The organism is Psychroserpens luteus, from assembly GCF_015319355.1.
GTDB classification, from domain to species: Bacteria; Bacteroidota; Bacteroidia; order Flavobacteriales; family Flavobacteriaceae; genus Psychroserpens; species Psychroserpens luteus.
Map to the genome: position 1 here is coordinate 288,781 of NZ_JADILU010000002.1, position 19,281 is coordinate 308,061.

Annotated in this window: 17 protein-coding genes; 6 read left to right on the forward strand and 11 right to left on the reverse strand. The window is 31.9% G+C overall.

Going from position 1 to position 19,281, the window contains the following annotated elements:
* Positions 1-179 precede the first annotated feature (179 nt).
* From IM744_RS04925 to IM744_RS04945, 5 genes are all read right to left on the reverse strand, one after another.
* Positions 180-827, reverse strand: a complete 648-nt coding sequence (locus tag IM744_RS04925; RefSeq protein WP_194506991.1) for an alpha/beta hydrolase — start codon at positions 825-827, stop codon at positions 180-182.
* 3 nt (positions 828-830) lie between these two features.
* The gene (locus IM744_RS04930) at positions 831-1,163 is read right to left on the reverse strand and encodes a hypothetical protein (protein WP_194506992.1); all 333 of its coding nucleotides are present in this window, start codon (positions 1,161-1,163) and stop codon (positions 831-833) included.
* A 5-nt stretch (positions 1,164-1,168) separates the two neighbouring features.
* Complete coding sequence (locus IM744_RS04935) at positions 1,169-2,422, reverse strand: dihydroorotase (RefSeq protein WP_194506993.1); 1,254 nt, start codon at positions 2,420-2,422, stop codon at positions 1,169-1,171.
* Positions 2,419-4,344 (reverse strand): BatA domain-containing protein, encoded by a 1,926-nt coding sequence (locus tag IM744_RS04940; protein ID WP_194506994.1) that lies wholly within the window; start codon positions 4,342-4,344, stop codon positions 2,419-2,421. Before IM744_RS04940 ends, IM744_RS04935 begins: the two co-directional genes overlap by 4 nt.
* A 110-nt stretch (positions 4,345-4,454) precedes the next feature.
* Positions 4,455-5,462 carry a glycosyltransferase family 2 protein gene (locus tag IM744_RS04945; protein ID WP_194506995.1) on the reverse strand — a complete coding sequence of 336 codons (1,008 nt, stop codon included), beginning with the start codon at positions 5,460-5,462 and terminating at the stop codon, positions 4,455-4,457.
* A 102-nt stretch (positions 5,463-5,564) separates the two neighbouring features.
* Here IM744_RS04945 and IM744_RS04950 point away from each other — a divergent pair, with 102 nt between their 5' ends.
* The gene (locus tag IM744_RS04950) at positions 5,565-7,454 is read left to right on the forward strand and encodes a M61 family metallopeptidase (RefSeq protein ID WP_194506996.1); all 1,890 of its coding nucleotides are present in this window, start codon (positions 5,565-5,567) and stop codon (positions 7,452-7,454) included.
* 111 nt (positions 7,455-7,565) lie between these two features.
* On the opposite strand, the gene IM744_RS04955 is transcribed toward IM744_RS04950, so the two are convergent.
* Both IM744_RS04955 and IM744_RS04960 read right to left on the reverse strand, forming a co-directional pair.
* Entirely contained in the window at positions 7,566-8,753 is a 1,188-nt protein-coding gene (locus IM744_RS04955) for a sensor histidine kinase (RefSeq protein WP_194506997.1), read from the reverse strand.
* A gap of 63 nt (positions 8,754-8,816) precedes the next feature.
* A complete protein-coding gene (locus tag IM744_RS04960) occupies positions 8,817-9,581 on the reverse strand; it encodes a TIGR02757 family protein (protein WP_194506998.1) in 765 nt (254 codons plus the stop codon).
* Positions 9,582-9,684: 103 nt separating this feature from the next.
* On the opposite strand from IM744_RS04960, the gene IM744_RS04965 reads away from it, so the two are divergent.
* Both IM744_RS04965 and IM744_RS04970 read left to right on the forward strand, forming a co-directional pair.
* Positions 9,685-10,140: a hypothetical protein gene (locus IM744_RS04965; protein WP_194506999.1), complete on the forward strand. Its 456-nt coding sequence runs from the start codon at positions 9,685-9,687 to the stop codon at positions 10,138-10,140.
* Positions 10,141-10,157: 17 nt separating this feature from the next.
* A complete protein-coding gene (locus IM744_RS04970; protein ID WP_194507000.1) occupies positions 10,158-10,583 on the forward strand; it encodes a hypothetical protein in 426 nt (141 codons plus the stop codon).
* Positions 10,584-10,608: 25 nt separating this feature from the next.
* On the opposite strand, the gene IM744_RS04975 is transcribed toward IM744_RS04970, so the two are convergent.
* Both IM744_RS04975 and IM744_RS04980 read right to left on the reverse strand, forming a co-directional pair.
* On the reverse strand, positions 10,609-11,271 hold the full coding sequence (locus IM744_RS04975) for an ABC transporter ATP-binding protein (protein WP_194507001.1): 663 nt from the start codon (positions 11,269-11,271) through the stop codon (positions 10,609-10,611).
* A gap of 50 nt (positions 11,272-11,321) precedes the next feature.
* Entirely contained in the window at positions 11,322-13,823 is a 2,502-nt protein-coding gene (locus IM744_RS04980) for a DUF5916 domain-containing protein (protein ID WP_194507002.1), read from the reverse strand.
* A 215-nt stretch (positions 13,824-14,038) separates the two neighbouring features.
* On the opposite strand from IM744_RS04980, the gene folE reads away from it, so the two are divergent.
* The 3 genes from folE to IM744_RS04995 are packed head-to-tail and all read left to right on the forward strand — an operon-like array spanning position 14,039 to position 15,971.
* Positions 14,039-14,635 carry a GTP cyclohydrolase I FolE gene (gene folE / locus IM744_RS04985; RefSeq protein WP_194507003.1) on the forward strand — a complete coding sequence of 199 codons (597 nt, stop codon included), beginning with the start codon at positions 14,039-14,041 and terminating at the stop codon, positions 14,633-14,635.
* A 53-nt stretch (positions 14,636-14,688) separates the two neighbouring features.
* Positions 14,689-14,985, forward strand: a complete 297-nt coding sequence (locus tag IM744_RS04990; RefSeq protein ID WP_194507004.1) for a hypothetical protein — start codon at positions 14,689-14,691, stop codon at positions 14,983-14,985.
* Positions 14,986-15,017: 32 nt separating this feature from the next.
* Complete coding sequence (locus IM744_RS04995; protein ID WP_194507005.1) at positions 15,018-15,971, forward strand: hypothetical protein; 954 nt, start codon at positions 15,018-15,020, stop codon at positions 15,969-15,971.
* 95 nt (positions 15,972-16,066) lie between these two features.
* Here the strand turns inward: IM744_RS04995 and IM744_RS05000 are convergent, their stop codons facing one another.
* On the reverse strand, positions 16,067-16,837 hold the full coding sequence (locus IM744_RS05000; RefSeq protein ID WP_194507006.1) for a CDP-alcohol phosphatidyltransferase family protein: 771 nt from the start codon (positions 16,835-16,837) through the stop codon (positions 16,067-16,069).
* A 167-nt stretch (positions 16,838-17,004) separates the two neighbouring features.
* Complete coding sequence (locus IM744_RS05005; protein ID WP_194507007.1) at positions 17,005-19,239, reverse strand: TonB-dependent receptor; 2,235 nt, start codon at positions 19,237-19,239, stop codon at positions 17,005-17,007.
* Between the last annotated feature and the right edge of the window lie 42 nt (positions 19,240-19,281).

Genomic DNA, 19,281 nt, shown 5'->3' on the forward strand with positions numbered 1-19,281 from the left:
TTTACTATGAGATTCCTCGTTCCTCTGAATGATAAAAACAGATTGTATGTCATTTAGAGCGTAGCAAAGAATCTCTAAAATAAGTTCTTCGCTTGTAATTAGATAACTTAAAGATGTGTTCTCAATGAAGGTACATCTTTATTTAACAATGTTCAGTTTGGTAATTTGAATAACGAAATTTATATACGCGTTTCTAACCACCTCTTCAACTCATAAAAGTTTTGAGGAGCAACACCATGACCAACAGGGAATTCTGAAAAGGTGTTTTTTATATGTAATGTATCTAGAAATTTAGGTGCTTTTCTCGCCCAATCAATAGGTATTACTTGATCTACGCTACCATGAGAACAATAAAAATCCAGATTAGAATAGTCTTTATCTTTTAAATTATCGTTGAGCATATCTTCACTTATGTAACCACTTAAAGCGATGATATTCTTAACTTTTTCTGGATAGGTGAGTGCCACAGCATAACTTAAAATCGTGCCTTGACTAAATCCTAAAAGCGTCACATTATCTTTATTTACTGGATATTCTGCACAAGCATCACCAATAAACTGAGCTATTTTATCTCTAGATTCTACAGCTTGTTCAACATCGTTCCATTTATTTTGTTGAGCATCAAAGTTTATAGCATACCAAGCGTTTCCGTATGGTTGCATTGGGTAAGGAGCTCTAACCGAAATTATAAACAATTCTTCTGGTAATTCTTGAGCAAACGAGAATAAATCGTTCTCATCGCTACCATAACCATGACACATAATTAGTAATGGCGCGTTCTCTTTTAGAGTAGAAGGTCTGGTGATGTGGTGTAATTGTAAATTCATAAATTATTGTCCGATTTGTGCAAAAAGTTTCTGAAAATATGGTCCTAGAATTGGGACTTCATTCATTTTTTTTCCGACAGCTCCAAATATTCCATAAGTAAAAAGTACGATAAAGAAAATCCAAAATGAAGTGGAAATCATCAAGCTGTCAAATGCACCTATAAAATAGCCTAGTAATATTTGAAGCAACCATAAACCTAATGCTTGACGTATGTGAAATAATACTAAAGGGTTTTGCTTCTCACGATTCATAAAGAAAGCAATTAATGTTCCAATAAGTGTGATATAAGCTACGATAGCTAATTTATCGTTGTTGTCTTCTGATGTATTTTGCATTTAACTTAATTTAAAATCAATTGATTATTAGAAATAATACCATAAACGATTCCTTTTAATTCCTTATCAAGAAACATAGAGTTTTTGGATGTAGATATGATGTTTTCCGAAGAAAAAGTATAAGTTTTATTAGGATTAAATAAGGCTAAATTAGCTTTATTTCCAATAGAAATAGGAGCGCTTTCAACTTTAAAACGGTCTTTTCCTTTTGTAAGTAATTCAATAGTTTTCTTTACTGTAAAGATAGAGTTTAATGCTCCAAAAGCGCTTTCTAAACCAATAGTTCCATATTTAGCGTAATCAAATTCTATCTTTTTATGCTCGATGTCTATTGGGTTATGATCACTTGTGACCATATCGATTGTTCCATCTTTGAGTCCGTTAATTAACGCATCAATATCGCTTTGTGTTCTAAGAGGAGGCAATACTTTAAAGTTGGTGTCAAATGTTGTTAAATTTTCATCTGTAAACACCAAATTATGAATCGCAACGCTACAAGTAACGTCTAGTTTTTTTTGTTTTGCAGCTCTAATTAATTCAACCGATTTTGCTGTAGATATGGTTGGGATGTGAAGTTTACCTTCAGTATATTCTAGAATAAATAAATCTCTGGCGATTTGTAATTCTTCGGCTAAAGTAGGATTCCCTTTTAAACCTAATGAGGTACTCGTCACATTCTCATTCATGACGCCTAATCCTGTTATTTTTGATTCCTGCGGAAATGAGCAAACCAAACCTCCAAAATTGCTAGCATATTGTAATGCGACTTTCATCAAGTTTGGATTGGCAATTGGTTTTTGATAATCATAAAAAGCCACAGCTCCAGCCGAAGTCATATCGAATAATTCGGCTAAATCCGTACTATCGCTATGCTTTGTTAAGGCTCCAATTGGTAATAATTGGACAGCATGATTGGCAGATTTAGATTTCAAGAAAGAAATATCTGCATAACTATCAATCACAGGATTGGTATTTGAATTCACTGCAACCGAAGTAAATCCAGAGTGTACAGCTGTTTTAAGTCCGTTTTCTATCGTCTCACGTTCTTCATAACCAGGTTCTCCAAAACTTACCGAACTATCAAACCATCCTTGTGAGACATGGAGGTGATCTAGTGTAATCTCTTTATAGTTTTTAGGGTTTTGAATACGTTTTGAAATTTGAGAAATCAATCCCTTTTCAATTAGAATATCAACGGTTTGATTGTGAAAATCGCTTTTAGGGTCAACTATTGTGGCAGATTTTACAAGTACGTTCATTTTAGGAATTTTAAGATGAGCATTTCAATGATTAAGAAAATCACTGCAAAAATAACAAACCATTTCCATAGTTCGTTAACATTTGTTGCACTTTTGATATCACTTATTGCAGAGGCTACCGAATTATTTACACTAGCGTTCGTAAAATTTTGAGTATCAAAATAATTGAGATTACTTTCATTACGGTCAAAATTGAAGCTTAAGTTTTTTAGAAAAGTCTCCTTATTTTGAACAGAAATAATTCCAGCAATATCTGGATATGTATTGGTAATTAACTCCACTTTGTTATCATAAGTTTGCTGTAACGGGATTACAGAATTCTCACCATTAACCAAAGTTAGAATATCGTCTTGTTGCAGTTGTGTAGCGATATCAATTGTATTTTCTTCTCCAATAGTATAATATAAATTTCCAGTTTTTAAACTCTGTTTTCCAATATTATACAAGACAGGAACAATTAAAGGCGAGTTTTTAAAATTAGAATTTTTATCATCTACTGCTGCGGAAAATCGATAGGCATTACCACTTTGAGCAAGAAAAGACGTACCATCTTCATAACTTAAAATTGATGATACTGAGCTAGTCGCATTTGCATAAAACCCATTTACTTTTGGATACTGAAAATTAGAAACCCGCTTATCAAACACATTAGTTAATAAAGGATGCGAATAGTTAATCGTAGTAATTTTCTTTTCTACGGAATTTAACCCTCCAAAACTCGATAATCCATAACTATTAAAAAGTTGATTATAAGTATTGACGTTAATATCATTTGAAGGAATGACTAATAGTTTTCCATCATTATCTGTAAACGATTTTAAGGCAGTTGTAAGAGAATTTGGGATCTCTTTCAACTCATTTAGGATGATTAAATTTTGTTGCTCTAAGGTATTGTAATTTAAAGCATTAAAATTTGAAGATGTATATTGAAATTCATCACTCGTGTAAATTTTTTGAAGAAATGTGTCATCAACTTCATTGATTGCTAACACATTTATTTTTTCACGCTGATCTATATTAAAATAGAGTGTATTATCATATTGAAGGTTGTTGTCATCAATTACGAGTTTACCATTAAAAACCGAATTTGTAGGTATTGTAAAACTTGTCGTTGTTTCATCAGTAATATCAACTGCAGTTTTAGCAATGAGTTTGTCGTCGTTAAACAGAGATACAGGTAAAGTTTCTATAGCGTCACCTTGATTTTTGAGACGAACAGTAAGTTCTAAATTTTCAACCGTAGTTTTAGAAATGTAAACGCTGTCTATCGCAATATTACTTTGATTTGAAGGTTGGAGTTGTACTAGTTTTAAATTTATCAAACTATCATTTGTAACTGTTAAACTTTCGCTTTTTTGCTGAAAATCTGATACTAAAACTAAGTTTTTAATAGAACTCTCATCATTAGAAAATAATTTTTTTCCTTTTAGAACAACTGCATCGTAAGCTAGTTGATTAGGAGAATGTTCTAATTGGATTAAATCATTCTTAATCGCTTTGATACTCGTTTTATTAAAATTTGCATCATTTGTAAAAATAGAAACTTGTTCATTCTCATCAATATTTTCTATAATATCTTGAACTGCAGAATTAAGCAAACTCCCATTATTACTAGGAGATTGCATACTAAAAGAATTATCGAGATAGATAACCGTTTCGCTTTTGGTATTAAAACTATCAGAATTTGAAATGTATGGTTGTGCAAATGCAATAATAACACAAGCAAGAAGCAACATCCTTGTAATTAAGGTGAGCCATTTTTTTATTTGAGAGCTTTTACGTGTTTGTATCGTAAGTTCCTTTAAAAACTGAACATTAGTAAAAGGTACACTCTTAAATTTTCTAAGTTGAAATAAGTGAACAATAATAGGGATGATGAGCAGCAGTAAAGCGTAAAGAAGTTCTGGGTGTTTAAACTGCATTCCTGTTTTTGAGATTGTTTGTATTAGAAATCAAATATAGAAAATGATAAGGGATTTGCGGGTTTTGGTTTTGAGAATTTTAACAGATAGTTTTTTTAACGCAAATTATTCTAGCAAAAAAAGAAATAATCAACCATAGACTCCATTTGTTGTGCTTTAAAATAAGTCTTAATTTCTAATTGAGCTTCAGTATTAGCTACACTCACAATACATTGAGGATGCTCTAAAGCATTTAAATGTTCAAAGCTATACATTAACTCATCATAAATGTGTTTGCCTATTTTTTTAGGGTTGTCACAAATCCAGATAAAATTAATACCTTTCTGTTTGAGAAGTTTCGCTACTTTTTTCCCTTTTTGACCTGCTCCCCAAATGGTTAATGGTCTTGAAGCATCATAATTAAGCTCTAAAAAATAATCGATTTTAAGTTCTAGAAAATGATTTTCGGCATAATGATCGTCAGTTCTTGATGCTCTTGTGCTGTAATCTCGCCAATAGTGTAAAACAGATGTGGTTGGAATACAGCGCATTTCATTTTTGTAAAACCGAAATGTTAAGTCATAATCTTCGGGATAGCGATTTGGAGAAAACGCGCCACATGCATCAAAATCATCTCGATGAATCATCCAACAAGGTGATGGGATGACACATTCTTTATAGATTTCTTGATAGTTATGACCATTTTGTGTCAATGTGTTTAACCAAGATTCATATTTAGCATAACCCTCACCAATACCTTCTTCACTAAAATATTTTACGAGACCTAATGCAATATGTTGTGTGCCATGGCTTTGTAAATCTTTTAGCATGACGCTCAACTTTTCTGGATGCATGATGTCATCACTATCCATTCTTGTGATGTAGGTTCCGTTACTTTTAGAATGCGCTAAACGTAGGGCTTCAATAATGCCTTGACCTGAATTTTTTATCAGTTTTATGCGTTTATCCTTTTCCGCGAAAGCGAGAACAATATTATAACTTTCATCTGTAGAGTGGTCATCAATAATGAGCAATTCCCAATGCTTATAAGTTTGATTTACAATAGAATCTAAGCATTCTGTCAAATAGTGAGACGTATTTTTAAAAGGCGTAAGTATGCTAATTAGCGGTTTCTGCATGTTACAAAAGTACCATTTTTAACAAAATCTTAGCTTATTTAATAGTAACAGATTGTAGTTTTGCACGTCGAATCCTACAATTAAAAAAACAATTTATTATATATGAAACATATTTTTTCGACTTTAGCCTTAGGAGCTTTGTTATTCTCTTGTGGAGGATCAAAACCAACGGTTAATGATTTGGCAACTGCCAATCCAATTACAACTTCAATTAATTTATCTAAAGTAACAAATGATAAAGCACCAGTGACTATAAATCCTGGTAGATTTACTGTAGAAACGGTAACTTATAGAATGCCAAAAGTAGTTCAAGGGACGTATTCAATTAGTGACTTTGGAAAATATATTGACGATTTTAAAGCTCTTGATTATAAAGGAGAAGAAATGAGTGTTACGAGAGTTGATGATAATACATGGACGATTGCCAACGCAACTAATCTTGACAAAATTGAGTACTTAGTTAATGATACTTTTGATCAAGAAGCAATAGGAGGTATTGGAGGAGAACAACCTTTTTCTCCAGCAGGAACAAACATAGAACCAGATAACTACGTATTAAATTTACATGGTTATATTGGTTATTTTGATTCTTTAAAAAATGTACAATACACATTAGATGTTACTGCACCAGCAAGTTTTGTTCGTACTTCTGCATTGCAAAACACAAATACAAAATCTAGTAGTGATGGCACACAAATCACAACGTCATATTTTGCACCACGTTATTTTGATATTACAGATAACCCAATGATGTATGGTAAGTTAGATGTTGAGGAGTTTATGGTTGGCGATATTAAAATTGTATTAAGCGTTTATTCTCCAAATAAATTACATACAGCAGCAAGTATGAAAGAGACCGTTTATAAAATGATGGAAGCTCAAAAATCATATTTGGGTGATGTGAATACAACTCCTCGTTATGATATTTATTTGTACTTGTCTGAGGGAAGTCCAGAGTCACCAAAAGGTTTTGGAGCCTTAGAACATCACACATCTACAGTGGTTGTTTTACATGAGCAATCAACCAAAGATCAATTGTCTGCAGCTATAATTGATGTTGTTGCACATGAGTTTTTTCATATTGTGACACCACTGTCTGTACATTCTGAAGATGTACATTATTTTGATTACAATGAGCCAACTTTCTCTAAACATTTATGGATGTATGAAGGTGTGACAGAATACTTTGCTCAGCATTTTCAAGTGTATGAAGGTCTTGTAGATGCAGAAACATTCTATAACACAATGGATCAGAAAATTAAAGGATCTATGCGTATGGATGACACGATGAGTTTTACTACAATGAGTGAAAATGTGATTGAAGAGTCTTATGCATCTAATTATTACAACGTTTATGAAAAAGGTGCTTTGATTGGAATGTGTATAGATATTATAATGCGTGAAGAGAGTAATGATAACAGAAGTATGTTATCATTAATGAAGGAGCTTTCTGCTAAATATGGTAAAGAAAAACCATTTGTTGATGATAATTTAATAGCTGAAATTACTGCAATGACGTATCCATCTGTTGGAGAATTTCTAAATACACATGTTGTTGGGACAACACCTATTGACTATGCTAAGTTTTTTGAAAAAGTAGGAGTAGAGTATAAAGATGTAAAAGTAGAAACGTCTTATATACAAGATAATAACGGATTTATTTTTGATGGAGATCGCGAGAGATTAGTGATTTACTTTTCCGAAGGTGTAAAAAATAATAGTTTTTGGGCAGATCAAGGTGTGTTACCAGGAGATGTTATTAAAACTGTTAATGGCGAAAAATTAACGGTTGTAAATGCTCAGGCAATGCTTGGTGCAATGTACCAATGGCAACCAGGACAAGAGATTAATGTTGTTTTAGATCGTGATGGTAAAGATGTTATTGTGAAAACGACATTGACTCAATCATACACAACGGTCAATAAACTTGTAGAAAATAAAAAAGCAACAGATGCTCAAGTTAAGTTAAGAAAAGCTTGGTTAAAAGGGTAGTCGGTAATTTTTTTTGAAAATATATAAAGCTGATGAACATCAATGATTGATGTTTATCAGCTTTTTTTTATACTATTTCTGAACTCATTTTTTTAAATTTTAATAATCATTCTATTTTAAAAGTGTAAAAGAAAACTTACTTCCTTTATCTTCTGTAGATTCAACAGTAATGTTCCCACCCAATTTCTCTACTAAATCTTTAACTGTACTTAAACCTATTCCAGTACTCGTTTTACCAAAGTCATTTTTAACGGTTTTAAAAATTTCAAAAATGTATGCTTGCTTATCTTTTGGGATTCCAATTCCGTTATCTATCACACTAAATTGATGTTTAAATAAATTTGATTTGTATGTGATTTCTACCAGTCGTTTTGACTTATCGTTATATTTTAAAGCGTTATCTACTAGGTTTATCAAAATTTGAGACAAAGCAGCTTTATTTACATTGTTAACAATTAGTCCTTTTGGGAATTTTAATTCGTCTGTTTTAGAGATGAGAATTTGTTTTATGTCTTCGGAAAGCTCATCAAGATTAACATCCTCACGTTTTGATTTTAATAATTCATCTGCTTTATAATGTATTAAAATTCCGTCAATATAATCTTTAAGTATTGATGTAGACTCTTCGATGTAGGCTAAGTATTCTTTAGAATCACCAGATAGATTGTCTTTGTTGTCATCACGTAATAAACTGGTAAGCGAAATAATATTTGCTAAAGGTGATTTTAAATCGTGTGATACATGACTGGCAAACGACTTTAATTTTTTATTACGTTTTTCTAATTCTAGTTTCGCCTTTTCGAGTATTGCGTTTTTTTTCCTGAGCTCAAAAAGATTAATCACCTGCTGACTCAAAATCTTTAATGCATCAATTTGATTGTCATCAAGAACTCTAGGCTTGTAATCAAAGACACAAATACTACCAAGGTTATAACCTTCTGGATTAATTAAAGGCATACCTGCATAAAATATGGCTTCAAGATCTGTAACCAATGGATTATCTATAAAACGCTCATCTAAACGAGCATCTTCTACAATTAAAATTTCGTCTTGTAAAATAGCATGTCCACAAAAAGAAATGTCTCTTGGAGATTCGTTAAATGGGATTCCATGATGTGATTTAAAGAAATTTCGATTTTCATCAAGAACTGTAATTAAAGAAATAGGAACATCGCAAATATTAGCTATCAATTTGGTGATATTGTCGTAATCAATTTCTGGAAGTGTATCTAAGATATTGTAAGACTTTACAGCATCTAGACGCTGTAGCTCATTTTTAGGGAATTTTGGGCTTTGCATATTGTGAGTTAATTTGCTATCAAATTAGTTACGTAAAAAATAGTTGATTGGTTTTGTTTAATTTTAAAATCCTTCAAAAACACCTAGTCCAAATAGAGCAAAATCGTATTTTACAGGATCGTTAGGATCTAGTTTTCGTAAGGCTGTATCAAGTTCTAAAAGCGCTTTGCCATCATTTTGTTTGCGTTTTAAGAGTTTTAATTTTCTAGCTACGTTTCCAGAATGTACATCTAAAGGACAAGATAAAAGCGCAGGAGAAATGCTTTTCCAAATCCCAAAATCTACACCATTGTTATCCTGTCGTACCATCCATCGTAAATACATGTTGATTCTTTTTGCTGCAGAATTTTTAAGAGGATCGCTCACATGTTTTTTCGTACGATCTAAATGGTCAATCTCAAAAAAGATGTTTTTAAAATTGTGGATAGAATGCTGAAGATTTTTTTCTTCGGAAACATTAGTAAATACACCTTCCAGTCCGTTGTGAGAGGTATAGATATGTTTCAAGCTTTTTATAAACTGAACCAAATCGTTGCCATTAAAGGTTCTATGAACAAAAGGAAGCAATTTTTCTAAATCTGTTTCTTCGTGATTTATGATGAAATCGTGAGGCGATTGATCGAGAAAGTTCATCATTTTATTAGCATTATTGATGATGCTTTTACGATTTCCCCAAGCAATAGTTGCAGTTAAAAAACCTGAAATTTCAATATCTTCCTTTTTAGAAAACTGATGCGGAATTTGAATAGGGTCACTCTCAATAAATCTAGGATGATTGTATTGCTCTACTTTAGTATCTAGAAATTCTTTGAGGTCTTTTTTATTCAAGCGGTTTTAATTTATAATAAACAAAATTAAGTTTCTTTATGTCATGAAACAATAATAATTATTACTTAAAATTCTAGTATTTTTGTCACACAAACTAATTTTTATGAAATCTTTAATATACACTTTCGCTTTAGTATTTTTAATGTTGTTCTCTTGTGAACGTGTTAAAAACAAAACCCAAGAAACCATAAATGCTGGAGGAGAAGTCGTTGGTAAATCTGCAACAGAGTTTGTTGAAGGAATTTCAGAAGGCATTGATAAAACTCTAGAATCCAAAATAGAATTGTCTCATGATTTAATAAAAAAGGGTTTGTCAACAGGAAAATTTGAAATCTCAGACAACCCATTAGGAGGTAAAGATAATTTACTCACACTGTATCTTATTTTTGATCAAGATTTTGATGGAATTCTACAAGTCAAGGTTTTTGATAAAAATGGATTGGAGACAGGTCGTGCTAAATTAGAAGTCAAAGATGTTGGTGGTCACGCCAATTATTTTGATTTTACTTTTGGTAAACGCGTTGAAATAGAGGCTAGGAGTTTGATTGTTGTGGAGTAGTCTTTGAAATTTGATTAGTGAAAAAAAATATAATTTTTGTTATCCTTTTACTAGTGTCTGTAAATATGCAGGCTCAAAAAAAACACATAGACCAGAGTGAACCTTTTGAAAATGTTTTGTTAGCAATGAAGACAGACTCTATTTCTCTTTTTAAAAGTGTTTTTAGTAAGAGTATTAAAAATGATGATGATGATGATGATGATGATGATGATGATGATGATGATGATGATGATGATGATGATGATGATGATGAAAATTGGAAAGCTAAGTTAAATGAAGGTCAAGAAAAATTCAAAGAGAAATTTGGTGATTACAAAATAAAGTCATTTTCATATGTTTTTAATGAACAAGACATGTTATTGATCGTTTATTTTAAAAAGAAAAAAATATCAGGTATAAGAGTCATTAAAGAAAATGGTGTTTGGAAACTAGACCAGCATTAATTTCTAAAGCATAAAACTTAAATAATTACCCAACAATCTTCCCATCAACCATTGTCAATTTTCGGTCTGCCATATCTGCTAATTCTTCGTTGTGAGTAACGATAACAAAGGTTTGACCAAATTCATCACGGAGTTTAAAAAAGAGATTGTGAAGGTTTTCGGCAGATTCACTGTCTAAATTCCCAGAAGGTTCATCTGCAAAAATCAAACTTGGGTTGTTAACTAAAGCTCTGGCTACTGCAACACGTTGTTGTTCACCTCCAGATAATTCATTTGGTTTATGATGGTATCGATGTGATAATCCAAGGTAGTCTAATAATTCTTTAGCGCGTTTTTCGGCTTCCAACTGCGATTTTCCGAAGATAAAAGCAGGAATACATACATTCTCTAAAGCTGTAAATTCTGGTAATAATTGGTGAAACTGAAATATAAAACCAATATGCTCGTTTCTGAATTTTGCTAAAGCCTTATCTCCCAATTGCGGAATAGAAACCTCATTAATCACCAATTCACTAGAGTTGTTTTTTTCAATTTGATCTAGTGTACCAATAATTTGAAGTAAAGTGGTTTTTCCAGCACCAGAAGCGCCAACAATAGATACAACTTCGCCTTTTGAAATATTTAAATCTACACCTTTTAAGACGTGTAAATCACCGTAATATTTATGAATGTTTTTTGCTTTAATCATCTAGTAGAAATGAATTTCGAAAATACTACTTTAATCTGAATTATCGTAAATTATAAAAAACGAGAATGTCTTTGATTAGTTTGTGATAGACTACTTAGTTTATTCGCATTATTATCTTTCTTTTTAAAGATGCCTTTAACATTGTTATAATCTATAAAATATTGAAGTCTCAAAGAAAAAGAATGTAATACTGGTTGGTCAAAAAGGTTGTTTACACTTTTGCTATAATTTATTGTAGCATCTCTATCTCTATTAAATAATTGATTTCGATATAAGGCAGTTAAAAAACTTCCTGGTGCAAATTGCCATGTGTAGTTTAAATCTAAATTCCATGTGCTAAAGTTGACATTAGAGCTGTCTAAATCTAAACTTTCATATGTGTTTTCTGTGTTTTGGAGTTGGCCATTTTCTTGTAAAAAATAAACCTCATTCTCATAATCAACAACAGACCAATAGTTTCTAAATGTTAAGCCTAAAGAATGAAACGGATTAAAATTATAATTACCTCTCACTTGATTTACAATGGTTGTTTGGTCACGTTGTCCAAATACAATCTCATCATCTAAATCATTAGAGTTATTGGCATAACCTCTGTCTTTAAATACTTTATTGATGTCAAAAGAATAGATGACTAAAAACTTATCGCTTATTCTAACTCTAGGATCTATTCCTATCCAAAATTCTTTAGTGTCTCTGTCATCTTCAAAAAATAAAACGCCTCCAACATTAATATCGTATGCAAAAACGTTGTTGTAATTAGATGAAAAATATGCGCTTCCGTTAACACGATTTTCATAGACGAAAAAACGGTTATCTTCTCTGGCTTCAAAATAATCGTATTGCTTTCCTGCAAGAATATTTAGACTTGCACCAAAACCGTGTAATTTTTCTTTCAGCTGAAAGTTGATGTTTCCACCAAATCCAAATCCAGTAAATGCACCAGGATCTGCTAATCTAGTGTAGTTGATGTAAGTGCTCCAGCTTCTGCTGATGTAATTTTTAGTTGGCTCAAAAATTTGATGGCTAAAATCAACTCCAAAATTATTGTAGTTGTTTCTGTAAATAAGTCCTAAATCATTAATATCGTATTTTGTATCTGCATAGCTGTGATCAAAACTATATCTATAATTTCCATGAATTTTTCTAGCCATAAAAAACGTGCTCAAACCTGTAGATGTTTCTTCTGCTAGGTTAACATTACTCATTTTAGCTTGACCATATAAATTGTATGTATTTTTTTTATTAGTAATATCTGCAACCAATGCAGTGACATTTGCATCTCTAAAATGACCGTTTCTTGACACATTAGTATTGACTAAACTTATAGATGAATTTTGGTTAAATTGTTGATCTAAAACCAAAATATTGTAATTAGAGAGTGGTTCTACAACTTGCTCCCTATATTCTCCAGTAATGGTATCTCTGGTTGTGGCGAATGTTTTTTCTGTAATGGCATTAAAAAAGCCAATCCCTAAACCTTTTTTTGTACGACCAGAAACTTTAGCTGCATTTAAAACTTTTACCGTATTTGGTTGATCTGTAGTAACTTCATTGTCATTTAGAGAAACACTTCCAACAGGTCTGCTACCTACACGTCTTGAGAAGAATAAATCTCCTTTGCTAAATAGGTCAACACCTTCGGTGAAAAATTGACGTTGCTCAGAAAAAGTCTGCTCAAATGGACCTAAGTTTAATGATAAATTATCAAAACCTGCCTGACTAAAATCTGGTACAAGTGTCATATCAAGTGTGAAATTCTCTGTGATACCATATTTAACATCTAAACCAAATTTCAAATCGGTTTCTGTATTACCATCAAAGCTATTTATGATTCCTGTAGAAAACGGGTAGAAAGCCAGTCGAGTAGGAGGTTCAATGTTTTTAATTCCTGTGAGTTCTCCATGATACAAGCCAATATTACCCTTAGTGATATCTATGGTGTTCCATGTGTATTGTGAACGATGACGTCTAAACTGTCTGTGAAATTGAATTCCCCAAGTTTGTACTTCCTGGTTAGAAAATCGTAAACAGCGGTAAGGTATTTCCATCTCTACAACCCAACCATCATCATTAATTTTCACTTTACTATCCCAAACCGCATTCCATCCAAAATCTTCACCATTACTTGGTGTTCCAACAGCATCTGCTTGAGTTCCTGAGCTAAACACAAAAAACTCGGTATCGTTTTGAGCATCGTTGTTTGGGTTTAATATGAGTCCGAAAAAATCCGATTGTCCAAAATCATCTCTACTCGTGAGTTGGCTCATTATTTTTGAAGGATCATCATACAAATATGCAGCGACGTAAATCGCTTTATCATCATACGTCATTTTTACAATGGTGCGATTTTCAAGAGAATCTTTAACACCAGCATCTGGTCTAAACTGTGTAAACCCTTTGGCTTCTTGTGCGGTTTGCCAAACAGCATCATCTAATATTCCATCTATTTTTGGAGGTGTAGACGTTCTTTCTATTTGGAGTTGTTTTTTTTCTTGAGCATGAGAGAATACACTCAATAATAAAAGGACAGCAAGTAGTGATCGAAAATTCATTGATTTATTGATTGATGATTAGTGTCTTGTTTCAATAAAGACACCAAAAAAATTAGCTTGTTACAGTCAGGTTTTTACAAATCTAATTATGAAAGAGCTTAATTTTCATAAACAAACGTTAAAATGAACGTTATTGTTACTGTTAAGACAACATAAGTGTAAGTTTTGTGTGATTTTTTTTACTTACTTTTATTAAAAATAAACTCAATTAGACAATGCCATATAAAAATTTTGAAGAATATAACATGCAAGTTACAGATGACGTTAAACAACGTTACAAACAAATTATTGAAGATTTAGGAGAAGATACAAAGCGAGAAGGCTTATTAAAAACACCAGAACGCGCTTCTAAAGCGATGCAGTTTTTAACGCAAGGTTACAATCAAGATGCTGCCGAAATCCTCAAAGGAGCCATGTTCAAAGAATCTTATAATGATATGGTTATTGTAAAAGACATTGAGTTGTATTCTCTTTGCGAGCACCATATTCTTCCTTTCTTCGGAAAAGCGCACATCGCATACATTCCTAACGGACACATTGTTGGTTTAAGTAAATTACCAAGAATTGTAGATGTTTTTGCTCGCAGACTCCAGGTACAAGAACGACTCACACATCAAATTTTAGATTGTATTAATGATACATTAAAACCAGCAGGAGTTGCAGTCGTTATTGAAGCATCGCATATGTGTATGATGATGAGAGGTGTTCAAAAACAGAATTCAGTAACCACAACATCAGGCTTTAGAGGTGCTTTTGAAAATATAGAAACCAGAACCGAATTTCTAAACCTGATCAACGCTAAGTTGTCATAATTTTAACTTTGGAATGTTATTTGCTTTAGATTAAGTAAATTACAATACAATTTATGACATTAGAAAACACATCAAAAACTAAAAAATTAGCATTAGGTCTTTTATTTGACGCCTTAGGTTACGTCTCTTTTATTTTTCCACCATTTGATTTTGTTTGGGCACCAGCATCTGCATGGTTAATGACCAAACTTTATAAAGGTAGAAAAGGAAAAATAGCTGCAGCCATATCATTCGTCGAGGAAGCTTTGCCATTTTTTGACGTTATCCCAACATTTACACTCATGTGGTTATATACGTTTGTTTTTTCTTCGGAAAAAGGGAAGGAAGAGACTATTATTGATATAAATTAAAATGAAGTAAATATCTTAAACAATTTTATTTTATGAATTATAGTAAAAACCTCAAAGAACACCTTGAAAAATGGTTCAGTAAATTACGTAATTCAAACTTGAAATTATTTCATGTAGAATTAAAATTATTACTTGACAATATTGAGTCTAATCAATTAGCTTATTCAATTATAAGAGAAGCTATTTCAAAATGGTCAATTTCTTCGAATGAACTAAGCCGAATATCTGACAATTTACATTATGATTTTTATCAACAAAAATTTGAAAATTCAGAAAACAGAGCTGCATTTTGTTATCAGCTTTGTCATTATTTGGTTAAAAAAAATAATTATGAATTAAATTATAATGAAGATTTTGGAGGTAATGACTATAAGGAAACTCAAAATAATGTTAGTAAAGATTTAATTCTGCCTTTTATCGATTATATAATAAGTGTGCTTGAAGAAAGTAATTCTGTTTTATATCTGCTTGAAAAGTATAAAAAAAGGACAGAGTGGTTTACCCATGAAGAAATTTATACTAACTACGGAATTCTTGAAAAAGGATATGAAGATTATCTAGAAGATGACTTGAGAAAATTTTTATTTGATCAAGGAATTGAATACCCGTTTTCTACTCCAAAATCTCCTTCTGGACGAGTAGATATAGTAGGTAATATAAATACAGAAGATCCATTGATTATAGAAATAAAAATAATTGATAAATCCAAAGGTTACGGAAAAAACCGCATAAAAAGTGGGTTATCTCAAATAATAGATTACACAGATAAATTTCATAAAAATCAAGGTTTTTTAGTCATCTTTAATTTTGATAATCTCGAAATTAACATCAACCTAGATGATGACAATGAGTTTTACCCTCCAAATCTTGTACTAAATAATAAAAATTACTATTTCATAATCATAAATATGAATTTAGAGATACCAGCAAGTAAAAGAGGTAAAAGAAAAATCATGAATTTGACTATTGCAGATTTAGTAGATTAAAGTTCTCTTTAACAAACAGTCTTCTAAATCAAGATTCAATTGTGAATGAAACTACAATATTTGTTTTATACTAGAGTTTAATATGATAAAAAATATTATCTCCCATAAAACCCCTTCCTAATCCAAACAAATACAAAGATCATCACTGAATACACAATAAAAAACGGGATGATATGATCCTTCCATCCTAAGACCAAAAAGATCGCAATTAGTAATAGTTGAAATCCTAATCCGAAAATAGAAATAGCAGTCATTAGCCAATTGGGTGTAATTTTTCCTCTGGATGCATTCTTGTCTAAAGCGTAAATAGCGTTGTCAAAGTTTCCGTAGAGAAATTTATAAAGTTTAAATAAAATATTGACATGACTTTGTTTTTCACCTTCTAAAGCTTGAGGTGTTTTGTTTTCAAAAACTCTACTTGTCATATCACCATCAAACTGATTTCGTAAAATCACATAATAGTAATTATACAACGTACCTTGCAATTGTATCCCAATAAAAGCAAGTATAGTCATCCAAATCTTAGCATCACTAATATACCAAACAGCTATTAAAATAATAGCATTTAGAATAATATCTGCAACCGAATCTAAATAACGTCCAGTATACGAAGGTGTCTCTTTTATTCTCGCCAATTCACCATCTGCAGCATCTAAAATAGATTTGAAAATTAAAAAGAAAGCAGCAGCCCAAAAATAACTAGAGATAATACAAATAACAGCTATCAAACCAGAAATGATAAAAGCTATAGTGACATGAATAGGAGTAAAGCATGTGTTTTTTAAAGATGTAGCAATACATCTTGCTATTGATCTTCCATAATCTGAAAGATCAATAAATTTATGCGCTTTGGGTAATTTGGACATGTATAATCATGAAGATAATTGTGCTGTGGAATATACCAAGTGAGTATTCAAAAATGAAATTTCTTATTCTAGTTTGTAAATATAAGGTTAATAGAATGTTTAATAACACAATTTAAAACACAAAAAATCCCACTAGTTAGTGGGATTTTTTGATAAGTCAAAAAGAATTACAACGTATAATTCAATCCAAAACTAATATTGCGTCCCATATTTAAAATACCATCGGCTTTTAATCTCGATAAATGATTGATGTAGTTCTCATCTGTAATATTAGTTGCAGAGATAGAAACTTCTAAATCGTTTTTAAAGGCTTTAACAGTACAACCAAAACCAGCACTTAATAAATTATAAGCAGCAGTAGGCGTTTCAAAAGCACTTACATTATTTTGATCAAATGTTGAGCTGTATTTTACAAAAGCATAACCTTGTTTGAACCAGTCTTTTTCAAACTCTACTCGTACTGTATTGTGTAATGAATTCGCAGGAATTAATGGCAAATAATTATCGTCTTCCAATTGTCCTGTAACGGTTTCAAAGCTCGTTTCTATGTGCAACCAATCTAGAGGATGCGGATGAAAATGAAACCCAAATTCTCCACCATACAATCTCGCATTATCTTGAAGGTACACATACACAGGATTACCATCAATTAAGTTACCATCTGGATTTAGAAAAATATAATCGCTTATAGAGTTATAAAACGCATTTGCAAAAACCTCTACATGTTCGTTTTTGTATTCTAAAGCCAAATCAATTTGAAGGTTTTGTTCGTTGTTTAGATCGAGGTTTCCAATTTCGTAACGGTTAGTTCCTTCATGTGTTCCGTCAGAAGCTAATTCTGCTAAATTTGGTGCTCTAAATCCGCTAGCCAAATTCAAACGTGCTGTCACTTTTTTGAAGAGATTTGTTTTTATTCCGAAGGCACCATTAAAACTATTGAAACTTCTATCGATTTGATCATTTATAGTGATTGATCTATTGTCAAATCGTGCACCTAATTGAATGTCAATAGTTTCAAAGTGAATGTGAGACGTCGCTAAAACACCAATATCATTTGTAGTTGCATCAGGAATCAACAACTCTTCACCATAATTTGTATTGACTTGGTTCATCCCTTGAACACCAACAATAGTCTCGAATTTACCAATATATGGAAGATGATATTTTGCATCATAATTAAATGTTTTTAACTTCATGTGAAGCGCTGCAGCTTCATCTTCTTCATGTGCTTCCTCTTCATGATCTTCGTCTTCAGGTTCTTCTTCATCACCATGATGATGATCTTCAAATTCCTTTCTATCATTATACAAGTAACCAAGCGTTACATCTAAACTAGAATTATTAAAAAACACAGTTGATTTTGAACTAAAAATATGATTTGTCAATTCCTGAAAAGGCTCAAGAGGTGTTCTATTAGTGTTTTGCTCACCAATTTCTTCTGGGATTCCTAATTTTGATTGGTTGATATTGTAACGGATTTCGGTTTTAAATTTATTTTTTTGATACCCAATACCAGCTTTAAAATCTTGCTCTCTAAAACGCGTATTTGTGACTCTGTAATCTTGAGTTTCATAATCGGAATGTTCTGAAACACTTCCTCTAAAAATGTATTTAAAATCTGATCCAGATGATTTAAAACCTGCACTTGTATTGTAACCTTGTGTATTTGTGAAATAGGTAGCCCTAATGTTTCCTTCGGAAGAATTTTCCGCAGAAAAACGTTCAGGATTCAAATACAAAACGCCTCCTAATGCATCACTACCATAGAGTAGGGAAGCAGGCCCTTTGATGACTTCTACGCTTTCTATTCCTGCATCATTGAGTCCCAAACCATGCTCATCTCCAAATTGCTGATTTTCTAATCGCACACCTTGCGCATAGACCAAAACACGATTAGAACTCAAACCTCTAATCACAGGTTTACCAATACTCAAACCTGTGCTCACGCTAGAAACTCCTGCAATGTTTGTTATCCCTTCGGAAAGGTTTACAGCTCCACTTGCTTTCATTTCTTTGATACTCTGTCTTTCAACTTTCATCACGTTTTGACTCTGAAGTTTATGAAAAGGTGTTGAAATAATGACTGCTTCCATTTCAATAGCAGACGGATTTAATTGAATGTTTAAAGGTTCTGATACTGGAAATAAAATCGTTTTAGCAAAAGTTTCATAACCAACGAACGATATGACGAGTTTATGATTTCCGTTGGGAATATTATCAATAGAAAATTCTCCATTCTCATTAGAATTTGTGCCTTTTTCTAACTGCGGAAAATAGATATTCACAAAAGCTAAACTTTCATTAGTTTGAGCATCTGTGATTTTACCTGTTAATGTATGTTGTGCAAATAATGGTTGCATTGCCAGTATACCTAGCAATACAAAGTATGTTATATTTTTCATTTGTATGATTTATAGTTAATAATAAAAACTGTCTAGGTGGTA